20 protein-coding genes are annotated in these 16649 nt (G+C 66.9%); 12 read left to right on the forward strand and 8 right to left on the reverse strand.

The features are described from left to right. Nucleotides 1–4: 4 nt before the first annotated feature. The gene (locus tag ACFTSF_RS35070; protein WP_380159117.1) at nt 5–448 is read right to left on the reverse strand and encodes a MarR family winged helix-turn-helix transcriptional regulator; all 444 of its coding nucleotides are present in this window, start codon (nt 446–448) and stop codon (nt 5–7) included. 54 nt (nt 449–502) lie between these two features. Here ACFTSF_RS35070 and ACFTSF_RS35075 point away from each other — a divergent pair, with 54 nt between their 5' ends. Further along, on the forward strand, nt 503–1552 hold the full coding sequence (locus ACFTSF_RS35075; RefSeq protein WP_380159119.1) for a GNAT family N-acetyltransferase: 1050 nt from the start codon (nt 503–505) through the stop codon (nt 1550–1552). Nucleotides 1553–1639: 87 nt separating this feature from the next. Further along, on the forward strand, nt 1640–2194 hold the full coding sequence (locus ACFTSF_RS35080; protein ID WP_380159121.1) for a hypothetical protein: 555 nt from the start codon (nt 1640–1642) through the stop codon (nt 2192–2194). Here ACFTSF_RS35080 and ACFTSF_RS35085 read toward each other — a convergent pair. The 3 genes from ACFTSF_RS35085 to ACFTSF_RS35095 are packed head-to-tail and all read right to left on the reverse strand — an operon-like array spanning nt 2151 to nt 4149. Beyond that, on the reverse strand, nt 2151–2630 hold the full coding sequence (locus ACFTSF_RS35085) for a hypothetical protein (protein WP_380159123.1): 480 nt from the start codon (nt 2628–2630) through the stop codon (nt 2151–2153). The genes ACFTSF_RS35080 and ACFTSF_RS35085 overlap by 44 nt on opposite strands. Nucleotides 2631–2632: 2 nt before the next feature. After that, complete coding sequence (locus tag ACFTSF_RS35090) at nt 2633–3559, reverse strand: aldo/keto reductase family oxidoreductase (RefSeq protein ID WP_380159124.1); 927 nt, start codon at nt 3557–3559, stop codon at nt 2633–2635. A gap of 11 nt (nt 3560–3570) precedes the next feature. Next, nucleotides 3571–4149 carry an ArsR/SmtB family transcription factor gene (locus ACFTSF_RS35095; RefSeq protein WP_380159126.1) on the reverse strand — a complete coding sequence of 193 codons (579 nt, stop codon included), beginning with the start codon at nt 4147–4149 and terminating at the stop codon, nt 3571–3573. A gap of 57 nt (nt 4150–4206) precedes the next feature. Between ACFTSF_RS35095 and ACFTSF_RS35100 the strand changes: the two genes are divergently transcribed. Then, nucleotides 4207–4791, forward strand: a complete 585-nt coding sequence (locus tag ACFTSF_RS35100; RefSeq protein WP_380159128.1) for a dienelactone hydrolase family protein — start codon at nt 4207–4209, stop codon at nt 4789–4791. A gap of 162 nt (nt 4792–4953) precedes the next feature. Here ACFTSF_RS35100 and ACFTSF_RS35105 read toward each other — a convergent pair whose 3' ends face one another. Then, complete coding sequence (locus tag ACFTSF_RS35105; RefSeq protein WP_380159130.1) at nt 4954–6402, reverse strand: MFS transporter; 1449 nt, start codon at nt 6400–6402, stop codon at nt 4954–4956. Between the two features lie 119 nt (nt 6403–6521). Here ACFTSF_RS35105 and ACFTSF_RS35110 point away from each other — a divergent pair, with 119 nt between their 5' ends. From ACFTSF_RS35110 to ACFTSF_RS35135, 6 genes are read left to right on the forward strand one after another with little or no spacing between them, the layout of a single operon-like run. Then, the gene (locus tag ACFTSF_RS35110; protein ID WP_380159132.1) at nt 6522–7712 is read left to right on the forward strand and encodes a cytochrome P450; all 1191 of its coding nucleotides are present in this window, start codon (nt 6522–6524) and stop codon (nt 7710–7712) included. Nucleotides 7713–7714: 2 nt separating this feature from the next. Then, nucleotides 7715–8356: a TetR/AcrR family transcriptional regulator gene (locus tag ACFTSF_RS35115; RefSeq protein WP_380159133.1), complete on the forward strand. Its 642-nt coding sequence runs from the start codon at nt 7715–7717 to the stop codon at nt 8354–8356. After that, nucleotides 8353–9510, forward strand: coding sequence for an NAD(P)/FAD-dependent oxidoreductase (locus ACFTSF_RS35120; RefSeq protein WP_380159135.1), 1158 nt, complete (start codon nt 8353–8355; stop codon nt 9508–9510). The genes ACFTSF_RS35115 and ACFTSF_RS35120 overlap by 4 nt, the downstream gene beginning before the upstream one ends. A 24-nt stretch (nt 9511–9534) precedes the next feature. Further along, a complete protein-coding gene (locus ACFTSF_RS35125) occupies nt 9535–10749 on the forward strand; it encodes a cytochrome P450 (RefSeq protein WP_380159137.1) in 1215 nt (404 codons plus the stop codon). 31 nt (nt 10750–10780) lie between these two features. After that, complete coding sequence (locus tag ACFTSF_RS35130; protein ID WP_344157386.1) at nt 10781–10975, forward strand: ferredoxin; 195 nt, start codon at nt 10781–10783, stop codon at nt 10973–10975. A 31-nt stretch (nt 10976–11006) separates the two neighbouring features. After that, nucleotides 11007–12125 (forward strand): epoxide hydrolase family protein, encoded by a 1119-nt coding sequence (locus ACFTSF_RS35135; RefSeq protein WP_380159139.1) that lies wholly within the window; start codon nt 11007–11009, stop codon nt 12123–12125. On the opposite strand, the gene ACFTSF_RS35140 is transcribed toward ACFTSF_RS35135, so the two are convergent. Further along, on the reverse strand, nt 12100–13095 hold the full coding sequence (locus ACFTSF_RS35140) for an alpha/beta fold hydrolase (protein ID WP_380159141.1): 996 nt from the start codon (nt 13093–13095) through the stop codon (nt 12100–12102). The two genes, ACFTSF_RS35135 and ACFTSF_RS35140, sit on opposite strands and share 26 nt — an antisense overlap. Nucleotides 13096–13150: 55 nt before the next feature. Between ACFTSF_RS35140 and ACFTSF_RS35145 the strand changes: the two genes are divergently transcribed. After that, a complete protein-coding gene (locus tag ACFTSF_RS35145; protein ID WP_380159143.1) occupies nt 13151–13720 on the forward strand; it encodes a TetR/AcrR family transcriptional regulator in 570 nt (189 codons plus the stop codon). Here ACFTSF_RS35145 and ACFTSF_RS35150 read toward each other — a convergent pair. Then, nucleotides 13657–14190: a GNAT family N-acetyltransferase gene (locus ACFTSF_RS35150; RefSeq protein WP_380159145.1), complete on the reverse strand. Its 534-nt coding sequence runs from the start codon at nt 14188–14190 to the stop codon at nt 13657–13659. The two genes, ACFTSF_RS35145 and ACFTSF_RS35150, sit on opposite strands and share 64 nt — an antisense overlap. 73 nt (nt 14191–14263) lie before the next feature. Between ACFTSF_RS35150 and ACFTSF_RS35155 the strand changes: the two genes are divergently transcribed. Continuing rightward, the gene (locus ACFTSF_RS35155; protein WP_380159146.1) at nt 14264–14749 is read left to right on the forward strand and encodes a winged helix-turn-helix transcriptional regulator; all 486 of its coding nucleotides are present in this window, start codon (nt 14264–14266) and stop codon (nt 14747–14749) included. Here ACFTSF_RS35155 and ACFTSF_RS35160 read toward each other — a convergent pair. Continuing rightward, nucleotides 14746–15573 (reverse strand): helix-turn-helix domain-containing protein, encoded by an 828-nt coding sequence (locus ACFTSF_RS35160; protein ID WP_380159201.1) that lies wholly within the window; start codon nt 15571–15573, stop codon nt 14746–14748. The two genes, ACFTSF_RS35155 and ACFTSF_RS35160, sit on opposite strands and share 4 nt — an antisense overlap. A 193-nt stretch (nt 15574–15766) precedes the next feature. Here ACFTSF_RS35160 and ACFTSF_RS35165 point away from each other — a divergent pair, with 193 nt between their 5' ends. Further along, nucleotides 15767–16597 carry an SAM-dependent methyltransferase gene (locus ACFTSF_RS35165; protein WP_380159147.1) on the forward strand — a complete coding sequence of 277 codons (831 nt, stop codon included), beginning with the start codon at nt 15767–15769 and terminating at the stop codon, nt 16595–16597. The last annotated feature ends 52 nt before the right edge of the window (nt 16598–16649 follow it).

Here is a 16649-nt window from a genome sequence, read left to right on the forward strand (position 1 = left end):
GCGATCAGTCGGGCAGGTCGGCGATCCGGTCGGCGACGCGCTCGAGTACGGCGACCTCTTCGGGGCTGAGGTGGTCGAGGAAGCGGGCCCGGACCGACTCGAGATGGCCGGGTGCAGCCTCGGCCAGTACGGCGAAGCCGGCGTCGGTCAGGTGGTAGATCGAACCGCGGGCGTCGGCCGGATCCGGTTCGCGCTCGATCAGGCCGCGAGCCTCCATTCGCGCCGCGTGATGTGACAGCCGGCTGCGGGACCACTGCATCTTCTCGGCGAAGTCCTTGAGACCCCAGCGGCGATCGGGCTTCTCGGACAGCGTGCTGAGCACTTCGTAGTCCGCGGTGGAGACGCCGAGCTGGGTGAGATCGCGGCCGAGCCGCGACGGCAGCACGGTCAGCAGTCGCCGTACCGCGCGCCAGGCGCGCTCCTCGTCGGTGGTCAGCCACTGAGTCATAGGGTGATCCTAGCTTTCTTTGACATGTCATAGAAGCTTGCTATCGTCTTTGACATGTCAATGAAAATCATGGTGGTCGTTGCCAGCACTCGGCCTGGGCGGCTTGGGCCGGCGATCGCGGAGTGGTTCGTCCGGGCGACGGCCGCGACTGCGGCTGAGCTGGAGATTGAGATCGACGTGGCGGATCTCGCCGAGATCGGGCTGCCGTTCCTCGATGAGCCGGAGCATCCGTCGACCGGGGTTTACGTGCATGCGCACACCCGGGCCTGGAGTAGTCGAGTGGATGCGGCCGATGCGTTCGTGTTCGTGACGGCCGAGTACAACTTCGCGATGCCGGCCACACTGAAGAACGCCTTCGACTTCCTGAGTCGCGAGTGGGCCTGGAAGCCGTGCCTCTTCGTCGGCTACGGCAATACGTCGGCAGGTTCGCGGGCGGTCCAGATGGCGCGCGGAGTGGCGGCGACGATGCGGATGCTCTCGATTGGCGGTGACGTGTATCTGCGGATCGCCGACGACGTGTTCGAGGGTGAGGTGGTCGCGAACGAGCGGAGGGAGGGGTATGCCCGCGGTGGGTTGACCCAGCTGGCGCGGGCGGCCGCCGTACTGCGTCCGTTGCGTGACCAGGACGGGCGGATCGTGCCGGCGCGCACAGGGGATGTGCCGGAACTGGTCGTGCTGCAGCGCGCCTGCTGGGTCGACGAGGCGATCGCGAACCAGACGCTCGACCTACCTGCGCTGACTGAAACCGCGGCTCAGGTCGAGGCGGCGCTCGCAGACTGGCAGGTCTGGGTCATCCGCTCCGGCGGTCGATTGATCGCGTCCGTGCGTGCTCGTCGGGACGGCGAGGCCTGGCTGATCGGGCGGTTGATGGTTGCCCCCGACTACCGACATCAGGGCCTAGGGCAACAACTTCTCGCCCACGCCGAATCTCACGCCCCAGCCGGTACGGCGACAATCGCGTTGCACACCGGCGTTCGCAGTACCGGCCCCCAAACCCTCTACCGCCAAGCCGGCTACACCCTCACCCCCGAAGGCGCCCCACCCGGCGCAGTAACCATGCGCAAAGCAGTCGTCGAATATGCGGGAACCCGTTGCATGGGATAATCGGGCATCGACTAGAGCTGGGGGTGCTCGATGCGGACTTATCGCGTTATAGCCGGTGTCACTGGGGTTGTGGGAGTTCTCGGGGCGGTGCTGAGTCAGGTTGGGGCTGCTGAGGCGGATCGGACTTTTGCGTCGGCTTCTGGGGTTGCGCAGAGTTTGATCTCGGTCGGGGTGCCGTTCATTGGTGCGGTGGCGGCGGCTCGGCGGGAGCGGTCGGTGTTTCGGTTGGCTCTTGGGTACGCCGTGGGGTTGGCGGCGGTGGGGTTGGTTGCGTCGATTCTCGTTGCGTGGTTGGTGCCGTCGACGGCTGGTGATCGTTGGCAGCATGCGGTGGTGCTGATCGTTGGGGCGTTCGTCACGCAGGTTGTTGCGCAGTTGGTCGGCATCGGGCTGGGAAGGCTGATTGGGCGTGGGTGGATTGCGGCCGTGCTCACCATCGTGATCCCACTCGGCCTGTACGGCGTACTGTCCGCGGCCGCACCAGATGCACGGCCGTGGCTGACGCCGTACGGGTCGGCCCAGCCGTGGTGGAAGGGTGAGTTCGGTGGTTCGGACTGGCCGCCGTTCCTGGTGATGCTGGCGTTGTGGGGGCTCGCGCTCAACCTCGCGGGACTGTACGTCGCGCGTTCGCGACGATCCTGAGGGCGATACCGGTCAGGAAGGCAGCGCCGCCGAGAGTGCCGACGATCCCGAAGGCCCAGGTGGCGGCGCTGTTGGTGGGGTCGTCGTGGCGGCGGCCGATCTCGGCGGCTAGTTCGCTCAGTTTGAATTGGTCGACCGTGTCGAGTCTGCCGTCGGCGGCCATCGTGGTCGCGAGTTTGAGGATCTCCTGACGCTCGGCCGTGGTGAAGCCGCCCTCAGGTGTGCCGGAGCAGGGGAGCTCGGCGCCGGTGCCCTGGTCGAGCATCAGCAGGGTTGGTTTGCAGTCGGGTAGACGTCCGGACGCGGCAGGCTCGGTGACCATGACCTGATAGCTCAGCTTGGTGGCCGAGTCGGTGACCATTGCGCCCACCAAGCCGACCACCGCGGCCAAAGCTCCGCCGATCAGCAGCCGCGTCGCAGTACGTCGTACGTTCATCGCTAGGGCAGGGTGTTGCCGGCGGCGGTGTAGAGGCGGTACCACTCTTCGCGGGTGAGTCGGATCGCGGCGCCGGTGGCGGCGTCCTGGACTCGGCTCGGCGTGGTGGTGCCGATGACGATCTGCATTTTGGCGGGATGCCGCGCCAACCACGCGATGGCGATCGCGTCGGGGGAGGTGCCGTGCGCGTTCGCCAGCTCGTCCAGAGCGTCGTTCAGCTCGGGATAGTTCGACCGGTCGCCGATGAAGACGCCACCGCCCTCGGGGGACTGCACCGAACCCCAGGTCTGGATGGTCATGTCGTGCAGCCGGCTGTAGTCGAGGATGCCGAGGTCGCGGTCGGCCGACTGCTCGAGGCCCATGATGTTCGCGGCCAGGCCCTGTGCGACCAGCGCGGCGTTCGTGATGCTGAACTGGAGCTGGTTGGCGACCAGCGGCTGACGGACCGACTTCTTGAGCAGCTCGATCTGACCAGGCGTGTGGTTCGAGACGCCGAACGCGCGGACCTTGCCGCTGGTGTGCAGCTCGTCGAACGCGGCCGCGACCTCGTCCGGCTCGACCAGGGTGTCAGGACGGTGGATCAGCAGTACGTCGAGATAGTCGGTCCGTAGCGCGGTCAGCGACTGCTCGACACCCGACAGGATGTGCTCGCGGGACGAGTCGAAGAACCCCGAGCGGATCCCGACCTTCGACTGCAGCAGGATCTGGTCCCGCTCGGACTCCGGCACCGGCTGCGCTTCGCCGTACCGCTGCTCGCACCCGTGCGAACCGCCGTAGATGTCCGCGTGGTCGAACATCGTCACCCCGGCATCGCGCGCGGTCCCGACGAGCGTGCGGATCTCCTCGTCGGACTTTTCCTTGATCCGCATCAGCCCAAGAACGACCTGCGAAGCCGCGGTCCCGGTTCCACCCAAGTCAATTGTCGTCACAAATGTCGACCCTAGCCTTCATCCGCGGTCGGCGGCAGCGTCGGGTAGTCGACGATCGGGTAGAGACCGACAGTGAACCCGTACGTCGTGTCGCCGGCGCGCGGGAGTTTGTCGAACGTGTCGATCAGCTCGTGGACCCCGCGCCAGAACTCGCCCGCGCGTTCCTCGGGGATCCGGGCATGGCGGATGAACGAGCGGAGCTGGCCTTCGTCGTACGCGGTCCTGGACTCCTCGGCGGCGACCTCGAAGTCGTTGAAGTCCTCCGGCAGCTTGCCGCCCTGGCGGCCGAGGCCGACGTAGAACGAGCGGGCGGCGCGACCGTAGAACCGCTCCTCGATCGCGCGCACCTTCCGGGTCCGGACGACGCGCAGGATGCCGGCGTCGGCGAGCACCTTCACGTGATGGGCGACTGTGCTCTTCGGTCGTTTGACCGCGGTGGCCAGCTCGGTGACGGTCGCGGCACGTTCGTGCAGGAGGCCGAGGATCGTCGTACGGAGTGGGTCGGCGATCGCCCGCACCTGCTCGGCGGTCGTCAGCTCGAGAGTCTCCGCGAGTTCGTAGTCCGGGACCGCGGGGTTGTTGCCTGTCACGGTCGAACAGACTAGCATTCCCGATTGTTCGAGATATTTGGATCATTGGAGCTGAAGATGACCGAGGTCGTTCTCTTTCACCACTCGCAGGGCCGCACCGATGGGGTGAAAGCCTTCGCCGAGGAGCTGCGGCAGGCCGGGCACACCGTCCACTCGCCGGACTTCTACGACGGCAACACGTTCGACACCATCGACGAGGGCATGGCCTACGCCAAGAGCATCGGCTTCGGCAAGCTGCTCGAGCAGGGCGTGGCCTATGCCCAGGACCTGCCCGAAGACGTCGTGTACGCAGGGTTTTCGATGGGTGTCATGCCTGCCCAGCAGCTCACCCAGACCCGCCCCGGCGCGCTCGGCGGTCTCTTCTGCTACTCGTTCCTCCCGGTCAGCGAGTTCAGCGAGACCTGGCCGGCCGGGGTCCCCGTCCAGATCCATGCGATGGACGAAGACCCCTGGTTCACCGAAGAAGACGGTGACCTGACCGCCGCCCAAGCCCTGGTAGCCGCGAACCCCGCCGAGGCCGAACTCTTCCTCTACCCCGGCAAGACCCACCTCTTCGCCGACTCGTCCCTCACCGACTACAACGAGGCCGCCGCCAAACTCCTCACCGAACGCGCCCTAGCCTTCCTCGCCAAGTTCGCCTGACCCATTCCCATTTGGCTGCCTAGCCACCGCCGTTGGGGGTTAAGCACCGTGGTTATGGGTGCCGAACCCCCGATATGGGTGCCTAGCCAGGCAAATGGGTTCGGGTGGCCGGGGCTTCGGCGAGGGGCGGCTTCGGCGGGGCGGGGTTCGGTGAGGGTGTGGTTAGGCGGTGGCTGGGGCTTCGGCGGAGGCCGGGGTTGCTGGGGGTGTGGGGGTTGGGGAGCGGGTGGGGATGCAGGCGGCGATGGCTAGGGCTACGAGGGCTGCGGCGGCGCCGATGATGAGGACTGTGCGGAAGCCGGTTTGGGAGGGGAGGGTGTGGGTGCCTAGGTTGATGGTCAGGTTGGCGAGGATTACGCCGGCTACTGCGCTGGAGACCGAGGTGCCGATGGAGCGCATCAGGGTGTTGAAGCTGTTCGCGGCGGCGGTCTCGGAGACGGGGACGGCGGACATGATGAGGGCGGGCATGGCGCCGTAGGCGAGGCCGATGCCGGCGCCGATGAGCAGTGAGACCAGGACGATCTCCCAGACCGAGCCCATCAGGATGCTGCCGACGCCGTACCCGGCGGCGACCACGATGGCGCCGAGCATCAGCGTGGCCTTGGGGCCGCGGGCGGCGGAGATCTTGGCGGACAGCGGTGCGGTGAGCAGCATGACCAGGCCGGACGGGCCCATCACGAGACCGGATGCGAGCATCGACTGGCCGAGTCCGAAACCGGTTGCCTTAGGCATCTGCAGCAGTTGCGGTACGACGAGGGACATCGCGAACATGGCGAACCCGAAGACCATCGACGCCAGGTTCGTCAGCAGCACCTGCGGTCGCGCGGTCGTCCGCAGGTCGACCAACGGCTCGCTGGTACGGCGTTCCCACCAGCCCCACGCGAGAATAGTGACGACTGCCACCGCGAACAGGCCCAGTGTCGGAGCGCTCGTCCATCCCCAGTCGGCGCCCTGAGAGATTGCCAGTAGCAACGAAATCAGGCCGAACGAGAGACCGACACCACCCAGTACGTCGAAGCGCCCGCCGGAGCGAACCGAGGATTCGGGGACGAAGCGCAGTACCAGCCCGAGGATGATTACGCCGAGTCCGGCCGATACCCAGAACAGCGCGTGCCAGCTGATGTTCTCGGCCAGCAAAGCCGCGGCGGGCAACCCGAGTGCCCCGCCGACCCCGAGGGACGCGCTCATCTGCGCGGTCGCCGTACCGAGTCGATCGGACGGCAGTTCGTCGCGCATGATGCTGATCCCGAGCGGGATCACGCCGGCTGCGAAGCCCTGCAGCGCGCGGCCGACGATTAGCGGGACAAGTGAGCTGCTGAGCGCGGCGACGATCGAACCGGCGACCAGCAGACCGATGCTGATCAGCAGCATCCGGCGCTTGCCGTACATGTCACCGAGCCGCCCCATGATCGGGGTCGCGACCGCGGCCGCGAGCAGGGTGGCGGTGATGGCCCACGCGGTCGCGCCGGCCGAGGCGTTCAGCAGCCGCGGCAGTTCGGGGATGACCGGGATGACCAGGGTCTGCATCAGCGCGACCGTGATACCGGCCGACGCGAGCACTGGGACGACTGCACCAGTGCGCACCGGCGAGCCGGCGGGAACTGCGGACATCGGAAGCCTCCGGGAGAGGAAATAGTTGGTTTCTGCAACCAAACATTAAGTCAGTCAGTTGACTTAAGCAAGATCGCGAGGCAAGGTGGGAGGAGAGATCAACGCGGAGGTGATGTCTCGTGACCGAACGTGAAGCGATCGACTATCCATTGGCACCCATCGCTGCCATCGAGCCCCCGGCCGAGTGGGCGGAGCTGCGGGAGCAGTGTCCGGTGGCCCACGTCCGGCTGCCGAGTGGCGACCAGGCGGCCCTACTGACCCGGTACGACGACATCCGGCAACTGATCGGGGATCCGCGTTTCGCGCGCAACTCGAGCGAGAAGGACGCGGCCCGGATCTCGATGCTGAGCCAGCAGGAGTCGCCGATCCCGCGGCTCGGTGAAGGTCACCAGCGGTGGCGGCGGATGCTGACCAAGTGGTTCACCACCAAGCGGATGGCCGCTCTGCGTCCGCAGATCGAGGCAATGGCCGAGCAGCTCGTCGACGAGATGGTCGCGGGTGGTCAGCCGGCCGACCTTCGGGCAAGCTTCGGTTTCCCGCTCCCGGTCTGGGTGATCTGCCATCTGCTGGGCGTGCCCAATGAGGATCGCGATCGCTTCTCGCACTGGTCCGACACGTTCCTGAGCGTCAGCCGGTACAGCCAGTCGGAGATCGACGCTGCGCAGGCCGAGTTCACGGCGTACATGGCAGGTCATGTCGCGGCCAAGCGCGCCGCTCCTGGTGAGGACCTGCTCGGCGATCTGATCACCCGCGCCGATGCCGCCGGGGAGTATCTGAGCGATGACGCGCTCGTTGCCACGGGCAAGGGGTTGCTGATCGCCGGGCACGAGACGACCACGAACATGATCGGCAAGATGATGGCGATGCTGCTCGCCGATCGCACTCATTGGGAGCAGTTGCTGGCCGATCCGACGCTGGTGCGCACTGCCGTCGAGGAGACCTTGCGGTACGACGCGAACGCCGGCTTCGGGCTGACTCGGTACGTCGACGAGGATGTCGAACTGCCGGGTGGGACCTTGACCGCCGGTACGACGGCGATCTGCAGCCTCGGTTCGGCGAACCGCGATGAGTCGGTGTTCCCGGATGCGGCCGAGTTCGATCTGTCGCGCAGTCCGAATGTCCATATGTCGTTCGGTGTCGGACCGCATTCGTGTGTTGGGCAATCGCTGGCGCGGACCGAGTTGCAGGTCGTGCTGGAGGTTCTGTTGCGGCGACTGCCGACGCTGGCTCTCGGCGTACCGGTGGGGGAGTTGCCGCCGGTCGAGGGGTTGCTTGTCGGGGGTCTGCAGAAGGTGCCGGTGGTCTGGTGATGATGGCGAAGACAGTTCGGACCGAGCGGGTGAACGCGACCCGGGAGCTGATCCTGGTCACGGCTGAGCGGATGTTCGCCGAGCGTGGGTTGCATGAGGTGTCCAACCGGCAGATCAGCGAAGCTGCTGGGCAGGGGAACAACACTGCGGTCGGGTATCACTTCGGGACGAAGACCGATCTGATCAAGGCGATCCTGCAGAAGCATGCGGTGCATGTTGAGCAGCGTCGTGCTGAGTTGATCGCCGAGGCTGGGGACAGTTCGGACCTGCGGGTGTGGGTCGGGTGTCTGGTGCGGCCGAGTACCGACTACATGGCGACTCTCGGGATCCCGAGTTGGCTGGCGCGGTTCAACGCGCAGTTGATGAATGATCCGGTACTGCGTGGGCCGATGGTTGACGACCTACTGACGTCGCGGTCGATGCAGTGGATCATCGAACGGCTCGACGTGATTCTCGCCGACCTTCCGCTGGAGGTGCGGATGGAGCGCGGGAGTATGACGCGGCTACTGATCCTGCAGATGTGCGCGGAGTATGAGCGCGCGCTCGCGGTTGGTGAGCCGACCAACCGCGCGTCGTGGCACGACATGGCGACTGGGCTGATCGACGGCATCGTCGGGGTCTGGAACGCTCCGGTGACGCAGTGAGCGTGTTGATCGTTGGTGCTTCTGCGGCTGGGCTGTCCACGCTGGAAGCCCTTCGTAGGCAGGGATACCAGGACCCGATCACGGTACTCGGCGCCGAAACCCACCTCCCGTACGACCGCCCGCCGCTGTCGAAGCAGTACCTGTGCGGCGACTGGGACGAGGCTCGAACCCGCTTACGCCCGGAGGAGATGCTCGCCAAACTAGGCGCCGACTTCGTCCTAGGCGACCCGGCAACCGCCCTGGACGTCGAACGGCGAGTGGTGAGCACCGAGTCGGGTCGTGAGCTCGCAGCCGACTCAATAGTCATCGCAACAGGCCTTCGCGCCCGCCGCCTACCCGGCCAGGAAGGTCTAGCCGGCGTCCACGTCCTCCGCACTCTAGGCGACGCCGACGCCCTACGCCGAGACCTGGCAGGTGAACCAACCAAACGGTTGGTTGTTGTGGGGGACGGGGTTCTCGGGGCTGAGGTTGCTGCTACTGCTCGGAAGCTTGGGTGTTCGGTGACTATGGCTGGGCCGCAGGCGGCTCCGTTGGAGAGTCAGTTCGGGGCTGTGGTGGGTGGGTTGCTGGGTCAGCTGCATGTGGCTGAGGGGGTTGAGCTTCGGCTGGGTACGGCGGTTAGTGGGCTCACGTCGGCTGGTGGTCGGGTGACTGGGGTGCAGCTGGCTAACGGGGAGCTGCTGCCGGCTGATGTTGTGGTGGTGGCGCTTGGAGCGACGCCGGCTACGGAGTGGCTGGTGGATAGCGGGCTCACGCTGGACAACGGGGTGGTGTGCGACTCGCGGTGTCGGGCGGCGGAGGGGATTTACGCCGCCGGCGATGTCGCGCGGTGGCGGCATGACGGCCTGGATACCTTGCTGCGCTTGGAGAATCGGACCAACGCCACCGAGCAGGCCGCTTGTGTCGCCGCGAACATTCTCGGCGAGAACCGTTGCTACACACCGATTCCGTACTTCTGGACCGACCAGTTCAGCACCAAGATCCAGGTCCACGGCCTACCGAGCGCCGACGCCGAGATCACCGTCGCCGAAGGGGCGATCGACGAGCGCCGGTTCGTCACCCATTACCGCCGCGACGGCCGCACAGTCGCCGTACTCGGCTGGAACATGCCCAAACAAACGCGCCTGCACCGGGCACACCTGGTGCACACGTAAACCCTCGCTGGGGAAGGGAATGCGATGACAGCAACACAGCAAGCTCCGGAGTATCCGATGGCCCGGGCGGCCGGCTGTCCGTTCGATCCGCCGCCGAAACTGCGGGAGCTGCAGGAAGAGGCGCCGCTGGTGAAGGTGGACGTCTTCGGTCAGTCCGTCTGGCTGGTCACCCGGTACGACGACCAGCGCCGGCTGATGTCCGATCCGCGGCTCAGCTCCGATGTCACCAAACCGGGCTATCCGAACTCGGCGCCGGTGCAGTTGCCGCGCGACGAGGACGGGCCCGGGATCGGGTTCATCCTGATGGACGATCCCGAGCACGCCCGGTTGCGCCGGATGGTGACTGCGCCGTTCATGATCAAGCGGGTCGAGGCGATGCGTCCGCAGGTGCAGAAGATCGTCGACGACCTGATCGACGACCTGCTGGCCGGCCCGAAGCCGGTCGATCTGGTCCAGGCGTTCGCGTTGCCGATCCCGTCGCTGGTGATCTGCCAACTGCTCGGTGTTCCGTACGAGGATCACGACTTCTTCCAGGTCAACAGCAGCATCCTGCTGCGCACGACGGCCTCGATCGAGGAGCGGAACAAGGCGCGCGGCAACATCGGCGGCTACCTGCACGAGCTGATGGGCGACAAGCTGGAGAACCCGAAGGACGATCTCCTGTCCGGGCTGGCCGAGCGGGTCAACGCCGGTGAGCTGAGTCGCAAGGACGCCGCCGGGATCGGTGTCCTGCTGCTGATCGCCGGTCACGAGACGACGGCGAATATGATTGCCCTCGGCACCCTTGCGCTGCTCGAGCACCCCGACCAGCTCGCGAAGCTGCGCGACACCGACGACCCGAAGCTGATCGCCGGTGCGGTCGAGGAGCTGTTGCGGTACCTGAACATCACCCACAACGGCCGTCGGCGGGCGATCCTCGAGGACATCGAGTTCGACGGGCAGCTCCTGAAGGCCGGCGAAGGGCTGATCTTCCCCAACGACATCGCGAACCGGGACCCGGAGATGTTCCCGGACCCGGACACGCTGGACGTGACCCGGGACGCCCGCCGGCATGTCGCGTTCGGCTTCGGTGTTCATCAGTGCCTTGGGCAACCACTCGCGCGGCTCGAGCTGCAGGTCGTCTACGGCACCCTCTACCGCCGGATCCCGACGCTGCGCCGGGCCATCGAGCTCGACGACGTCCCGTTCAAGCACGACGGCGCCGTGTACGGCGTCTACTCCCTGCCCGTCACCTGGTAACCCGCGGGCCCACGAGAGAAAGAAGTAGCTGATGAAGATCATCGTCGATCAGGACAAGTGCGTGGCCTCGGGGCAATGCGTGACCGCGGCCATGGATGTGTTCGACCAGCGGGACGAGGACGGCATCGTCGTCCTGCTCACCGACAACCCGCCGGAATCCCTCGCCGCCGACGTCCACCAGGCCGCCGCCGTCTGCCCGGCGCTCGCGATCGTCGTCGAGGACTAGGTCCGCCCCCTGCTCGGCGTAGGTTCCTTGTATGGACCCGTTCAGGATCGAGATCCCGGACCAGGCCGTGCAGGACCTCGCCGAGCGGTTGCGCGGGGTGCGCTGGCCCCGGCAACTCCCCGGCCTCGGATGGGACCGCGGCGTGCCGGTCGACTACCTGCAAAAGGTCGTCGAGCGCTGGCAGTCCTACGACTGGCGCACCTGGGAAGCCCGCCTCAACGAGTATCCGCAGTACACGACAAGGATCGACGACCAAACGATCCACTTCCTGCATGTCCGTTCCCCCGAACGCGACGCCGTACCGCTGATCCTCACCCACGGCTGGCCGGGTTCCGTCGCCGAATTCCTCCCGGTCATCGGCCCGCTGACCAACCCGGCCGCGTACGGCGGCGATCCGCGCGACGCGTTCCATCTCGTCGTACCGTCGGTCCCGGGTCACGGGTTCTCGATCCCGCTGGAGTCCGGCTGGAACCACGAGCGGATCGCGCGCGGCTGGGCCGAGCTGATGCGCCGACTCGGCTACGACCGGTACGGCGCTCAAGGCGGCGACACCGGTTCAGTCGTGTCCCCGTGGCTCGGCGCGGTCGACCCCGAGCACGTGATCGGCGTACACATCAACGGTGGGCTGGCGTTTCCCGACGTACAGCCCGATGATCTCGCGCACCTCAACGAGATCGAGAGGGAGCGGCTCGCGGCGGCTGAGCGGTTGCGTGCCGTCGGGACCGGGTACGCCGAACTGCAGGGGACGCGGCCGCAGACGGTCTCGTTCGCGCTCAGCGACTCACCGGTCGGCCAGTTGGCCTGGATCCTGGAGAAGTTCTGGGAGTGGACCGATCCGGCCCGCGCGCTCCCCGAGGATGCCGTCGAGCTCGACCACCTGCTGACCGACGCGTCGATCTACTGGTTCACCAACACCAGCGCGAGCTCCGCGAACCTGTACTACGAAGGTCGCGGCGAACCCGCGCCGCCGCGGACCGAGGTGCCGACCGGGGTGGCCGTGTTCCCGACCGATCCGGCGATCCGCCGAGTGCTCGATCGCCGGCACCGGATCGTGCACTGGTCCGAGTTCAGCCGCGGCGGTCACTTCGCAGCGTTAGAGGCTCCGGATCTGCTGGTGGACGACATCAGGACGTTCTTCCGTGGGTTGTGAGGAAGGCCTGCAGATCGGCGGCGAGCTGGTCGGGGTACTCGCCGTTGATCGCATGTGAGGCGTCCGGGTAGAACTTCACCGTCTTGTTCTTGAGCACACGCTCGGCGACCTCGCGAGCCTTGATCGGGTCGTGCATCACCGACTTTCCCGCGATGATCGCTAGCACCGGCATCTTGAGGTCCGCCAACTGCTGCTCGGTAATCCGTCCAGGTTGCGGCTGGCGGATCGTGTAGTTCTTCATCGCGGACTCGATCATGTCGGCGACCGGCACGTGCTCCACCGGCGCACCACCCGCCGTGTAGGAGTTGAAGCTGTCGCGCCAGGACCGCGGCAACCACTTCACGCTCGCCGGGAGTGCCCGAATGGCAGTCTCGGCTGGGATGTTGCCGAAGACGAGACCCGGTTCGAGGAGTGACAGCGTCGCGATCCGATCAGGACGCCGTACGGCGAGGTTGGTGGCGGTCCAGCCGCCGATCGACAGGCCGAGCACGTTGAACTGCTTGTCCGGGAGCGCGGCCAGCGTCTGATCGAGCCAGGCGGCCTTGTCGTCGGCGTTGGTGATCGGCCGGTTCTGGATGCTCATGCCGGGCTCGCCGAGCAGGTCGAGGGTGTAGACATCGCCGAGCTTGAGCAACGACGGCATGTTGTCCGCCCAGACCGGCGTACCGGACATCGTGCCCGGCAGCAGTACCAGGGGGCGGAGGTTCTTCGGTGAACCAGCGAACCGATAGACCCGGACCAGGCCGTAGTCGGTGCGGACGTCGAGGGTCGCGGCCGGCTTCGGCATGTCCTGCATCGACCGGCCGTACTTGGCCAGGTAGTCCTCGTACCCGGCCGCACTGTTCCAGTGGCCGACCGGCGACGGCGTGCGCAGCACGAACACGCCCGCGACCAGCAGAGCGCCGACAACTCCGAGCGCGATCAGCAGCCGGCGACGTCGCTTCGGCTTCGCAATCTCACTCCGCACCATGGTGACCTCTCCTAACCACTTGGTAAGTAATTCCACCATAGGGTAAGTTGAGGTCATGCGCGAACGGACCTTCACCGAGCAGGCCCGGCGTACTCAGCTGATCGACGTCACGATCGAGTTGGTCGCCGAGCACGGCTATCCGGCGACGTCGCTGGCCCGGATCGCGGAGAGCGCGGGCATCACCAAGGCAGCGGTGCTTTACCACTTCCCGTCGAAGAATGCGCTGGTCGAAGCGGCCTACGCACACGTCCTGACGGGACTCGTCACGGTAGTCGGTACGGCGGTTGCCGCGGCTGCACCGGTCGACGGACCGGCGGCGTACGTGCGTTCGATGGTCGGGCATCTGCGGGAGCATCCGCGGCACGTCCGGATGATCATCGAGGCGATGATCAACGTCGTACCGGAAGCCGCATCGGCCGACCGCTGGACCGCGGTCGCCGACCTGCTCGATCAGGCTCGGGCGGCGCGCGGGATCAAAGGACCGTTCGATCGGCGTACGGCGGCGCTGGTGATCGGCGGCGGGATCGACGCGATCGTGGCCGAGTCGCTGACTGATCCGGCCTATGACACGGCTGCCGCGGCCGACGTACTGGTGACTGCCATCGAGCGTGCCTGGCTCATCTGAGCTGGGACTCGGGCCGGGGCGTGGAACATCAGGAGGGCGCCGTCGCGTTCGACGGTGGCGTCGGGCCAGCGGCGGCGGACCATTCGGAGGCTCGCGTCGTTCGCGGAGCTGACGACAAACAGGAAGTGGGTCGCGCCGGCCGCGATCGCGTCGGCGGCGGCGATGGCGAGCATCCGGACGCCTAGGCCGCGATGCTGCTCGGCGTCGCTGATCACGGCGGCCAATTCCGCCGTCCCGGGGGAGCCGGCGACCCACGCCCACATCGCGTGGCCGACGACCTCGTCGTCGCGGTCGGCGACCCAGGAGGCGCCGTTCGGGCAGAGCATCCGCAGCAGCAGGGCCGGCCGGGGTGGTCGGCCGACCCCTGCTTGGAAGCGGAAGTAGAGGCTGAGGTCGGAGAGTCCGGTCAGCATCAGGGAGAGCGCATCCAGGTCGGCTTCCCCCGCGCGACGAACGGCGGGAGACCTCACGAGCTGAGTCTGATTCACGGATTCAGCCTGACTGTACTTGGCTAAGTCTGTCAAGCAGACTTATCCTCGAACCATGACCATGCGGGTACCGGAGGCGATGGCCTTCTCGACGGAGAACTGCACGATCTCCCGGACGATGGAGATCCTCGGCGACAAGTGGACCTTCCACGTGTTGCGGGAGCTGTTCGTCGGCGTCCGCCGGTTCGAGGACATCCGGACCCGGTCCGGCATCCCGCGGCAGGTGCTGACCGATCGGCTGGCCGCGCTGATCGAGCGCGGCGTGCTGCGCCGGCACCCGTACCGCGAACCCGGCCAGCGCGAGCGGTACGAATACCGCCTGACCCAGGCCGGTCTCGACCTCTATCCGGTCCTGGTCGCGATGATCCAGTGGGGCGACCAGTACCTCGCGACCGCAGGCGGTCCGCCGATCGAGCCGCGACACCGCGAGTGCGGTGAGCACGTGAGCGTCGTACTGCGATGTGAGGCCGGGCATGAGCCGGAGCCGCGCCAGGTCGCGATCCTCGCCGGCCCGGGCGCCGTCTTGCGCGAGGCGAGCTAGATCTCGTCGAGCGCTGCGCGGATCAGCCGCTCGGTGTCCCGCGGCTGCGCGGCGGCGATGGACAGGGCGTCCATCGTGACGATGTACGCGTCGAGGTCCTCGCGCTTGTCCAGGTAGACCGCACTGGTCAGGTGCTCGATGTAGACGATGTCGTTCAGCTCTGCTTCGTTGAAGCGCAGCAGGGTGAACGCGCCGCCGGTCGCGGTGTAGCCGCCCTTGCCGAACGGGATGATCTGCAGCGTCACGTTGTGCCGCCGGGACTGCTCGATCAGGAACTCGAGCTGGTTGCGCAGGATCGTCTTGCCGCCGATCGGCCGGCGCAGTACGGCCTCGTCGATGATCACCCACAAGCGGGCCGGTCGCTGCCGCGTCAGCACCTCCTGGCGGCGCATCCGCAGGGTGACCAGGCGGTCCTGCTCGGCGCGCGGCAGCGGCTCGTCCAGCCGGCCGAGCGCAACCACGGCTCGTGCATACTCCGGCGTCTGCAACAGACCAGGGACGAACTGGAGCTCGAAGGTCCGGATCAGGTCGGCCGCCATCTCCAGGCCGAGATAGGAATGGAACCAGTTCGGCGTCAGGTCGTCGTACCGCTGCCACCAGCCGGGGTTGTTCGCCTGCCGGGCCAGGCTCAGCAGCCGGTCCCGCTCGACCTCGTCCTCGAGTTTGTAGAGCGTGAGCAGATCCTCGACGTCGCGCACCTTGAAGCCGACCCGGCCGAGCTCCAGCCGGCTGATCTTCGACTCCGAACCGCGGATCGCCCAGCCCGCGTCGGTGCGGCTGATCCCGGCTTCCTCACGCAACCGGCGCAGGTGTGTACCCAGCATGATGCGCAGGGCGGTAGGCCCGCCGTACGCCGGTTCCGTCACGCCTCGCCTCCCGAGATCTTTGGGTCGTCAGCGATCATTTCACAACAGAGCGCGACGAGGTCCAGGGCGACCCGCGTGCACGACGTGTTCACCGGGCCCTACTGTCAGTAGAGTTCCTTCAAAGCTCCCGACAGACAGTGATGAGGTTCGTATGCCCGACTCCAGCAAGGCTCCCAGTTCGGTTCCGGTCGGGGTGGACACCACCAGGGCCAGTATCGCCCGGGTGTACGACGCCTTCTTGGGCGGCAAGGACAACTTCGAGGTCGACCGCGAGGTACTGCGCGGGGTCCAGGCCGCCGCGCCGCAGGCCCAGGACCTCGCCTGGTCGAACCGGAACTTCCTGATCCGCTCGTGCCGGTTCCTTGCGGGCCAGGCCGGAATCACGCAGTACCTCGACTGCGGATCCGGTCTGCCGACCGCCGAGAACACCCACCAGGTCGTGCAGCGGATCCAGCCCGACGCCAAGGTGCTCTACATCGACAACGACCCGGTGGTGCTCGCGCACGGCCGCGCGCTGCTCGAGGAGAACGAGAACACGCTGTTCGTCAGCGCCGACATCTTCGAGCCGGAAGAGGTGCTGAGCACGCCCGAGGTGCGTGACTTCCTCGACTTCAGCCAGCCGATCGCGGTGATGCAGGCCGGCACGCTGCACCACTACATCGGCTCCGAAGGTGCGGAGATCATGCAGAAGTACGTCGACGCGGTGGTCCCCGGGTCGTACACGGTGATCTCGCACTTCTACGACCCGGAGACTCCGGAGCACACCGAGGTCGCCCAGAAGATGGAGGACAAGTTCATCCACAGCCCGATGGGCAGCGGCCGGTTCCGCACCCGCAAGGAACTGATGGAGTTCTTCCCCGGCCAGGAGCTGGTCGCCCCGGGCCTGGTGCTCTGCGACGACTGGTGGCCGGACGGCCCGCGGCTCAAGCCGCTGAACCAGGTCGAGGAGTGCATCGTCGGCGCCGTCGGCCGCAAGCTCTGACCTGTACGTCGAAGTGCCCCGGGACTCGATTTGTCCCGGGGCGCCTCGCGTT

This window comes from Kribbella sp. NPDC056951, from assembly GCF_042674205.1.
GTDB classification, from domain to species: Bacteria; Actinomycetota; Actinomycetes; order Propionibacteriales; family Kribbellaceae; genus Kribbella; species Kribbella yunnanensis.

What these genes read in the sequence shown, in the direction of transcription:
- ACFTSF_RS35130 (WP_344157386.1), top strand. Translation starts at nt 10,781, where the DNA reads ATGAAGATCATCGTCGATCAGGACAAGTGCGTGGCCTCGGGGCAATGC.
- ACFTSF_RS35075 (WP_380159119.1), top strand. Translation starts at nt 503, where the DNA reads ATGTCAATGAAAATCATGGTGGTCGTTGCCAGCACTCGGCCTGGGCGG.
- ACFTSF_RS35115 (WP_380159133.1), top strand. Translation starts at nt 7,715, where the DNA reads ATGGCGAAGACAGTTCGGACCGAGCGGGTGAACGCGACCCGGGAGCTG.
- ACFTSF_RS35070 (WP_380159117.1), bottom strand. Translation starts at nt 448, where the DNA reads ATGACTCAGTGGCTGACCACCGACGAGGAGCGCGCCTGGCGCGCGGTA.
- ACFTSF_RS35135 (WP_380159139.1), top strand. Translation starts at nt 11,007, where the DNA reads ATGGACCCGTTCAGGATCGAGATCCCGGACCAGGCCGTGCAGGACCTC.
- ACFTSF_RS35140 (WP_380159141.1), bottom strand. Translation starts at nt 13,095, where the DNA reads ATGGTGCGGAGTGAGATTGCGAAGCCGAAGCGACGTCGCCGGCTGCTG.
- ACFTSF_RS35145 (WP_380159143.1), top strand. Translation starts at nt 13,151, where the DNA reads ATGCGCGAACGGACCTTCACCGAGCAGGCCCGGCGTACTCAGCTGATC.
- ACFTSF_RS35085 (WP_380159123.1), bottom strand. Translation starts at nt 2,630, where the DNA reads ATGAACGTACGACGTACTGCGACGCGGCTGCTGATCGGCGGAGCTTTG.
- ACFTSF_RS35160 (WP_380159201.1), bottom strand. Translation starts at nt 15,573, where the DNA reads ATGCTGGGTACACACCTGCGCCGGTTGCGTGAGGAAGCCGGGATCAGC.
- ACFTSF_RS35100 (WP_380159128.1), top strand. Translation starts at nt 4,207, where the DNA reads ATGACCGAGGTCGTTCTCTTTCACCACTCGCAGGGCCGCACCGATGGG.
- ACFTSF_RS35125 (WP_380159137.1), top strand. Translation starts at nt 9,535, where the DNA reads ATGACAGCAACACAGCAAGCTCCGGAGTATCCGATGGCCCGGGCGGCC.
- ACFTSF_RS35165 (WP_380159147.1), top strand. Translation starts at nt 15,767, where the DNA reads ATGCCCGACTCCAGCAAGGCTCCCAGTTCGGTTCCGGTCGGGGTGGAC.
- ACFTSF_RS35105 (WP_380159130.1), bottom strand. Translation starts at nt 6,402, where the DNA reads ATGTCCGCAGTTCCCGCCGGCTCGCCGGTGCGCACTGGTGCAGTCGTC.
- ACFTSF_RS35155 (WP_380159146.1), top strand. Translation starts at nt 14,264, where the DNA reads ATGACCATGCGGGTACCGGAGGCGATGGCCTTCTCGACGGAGAACTGC.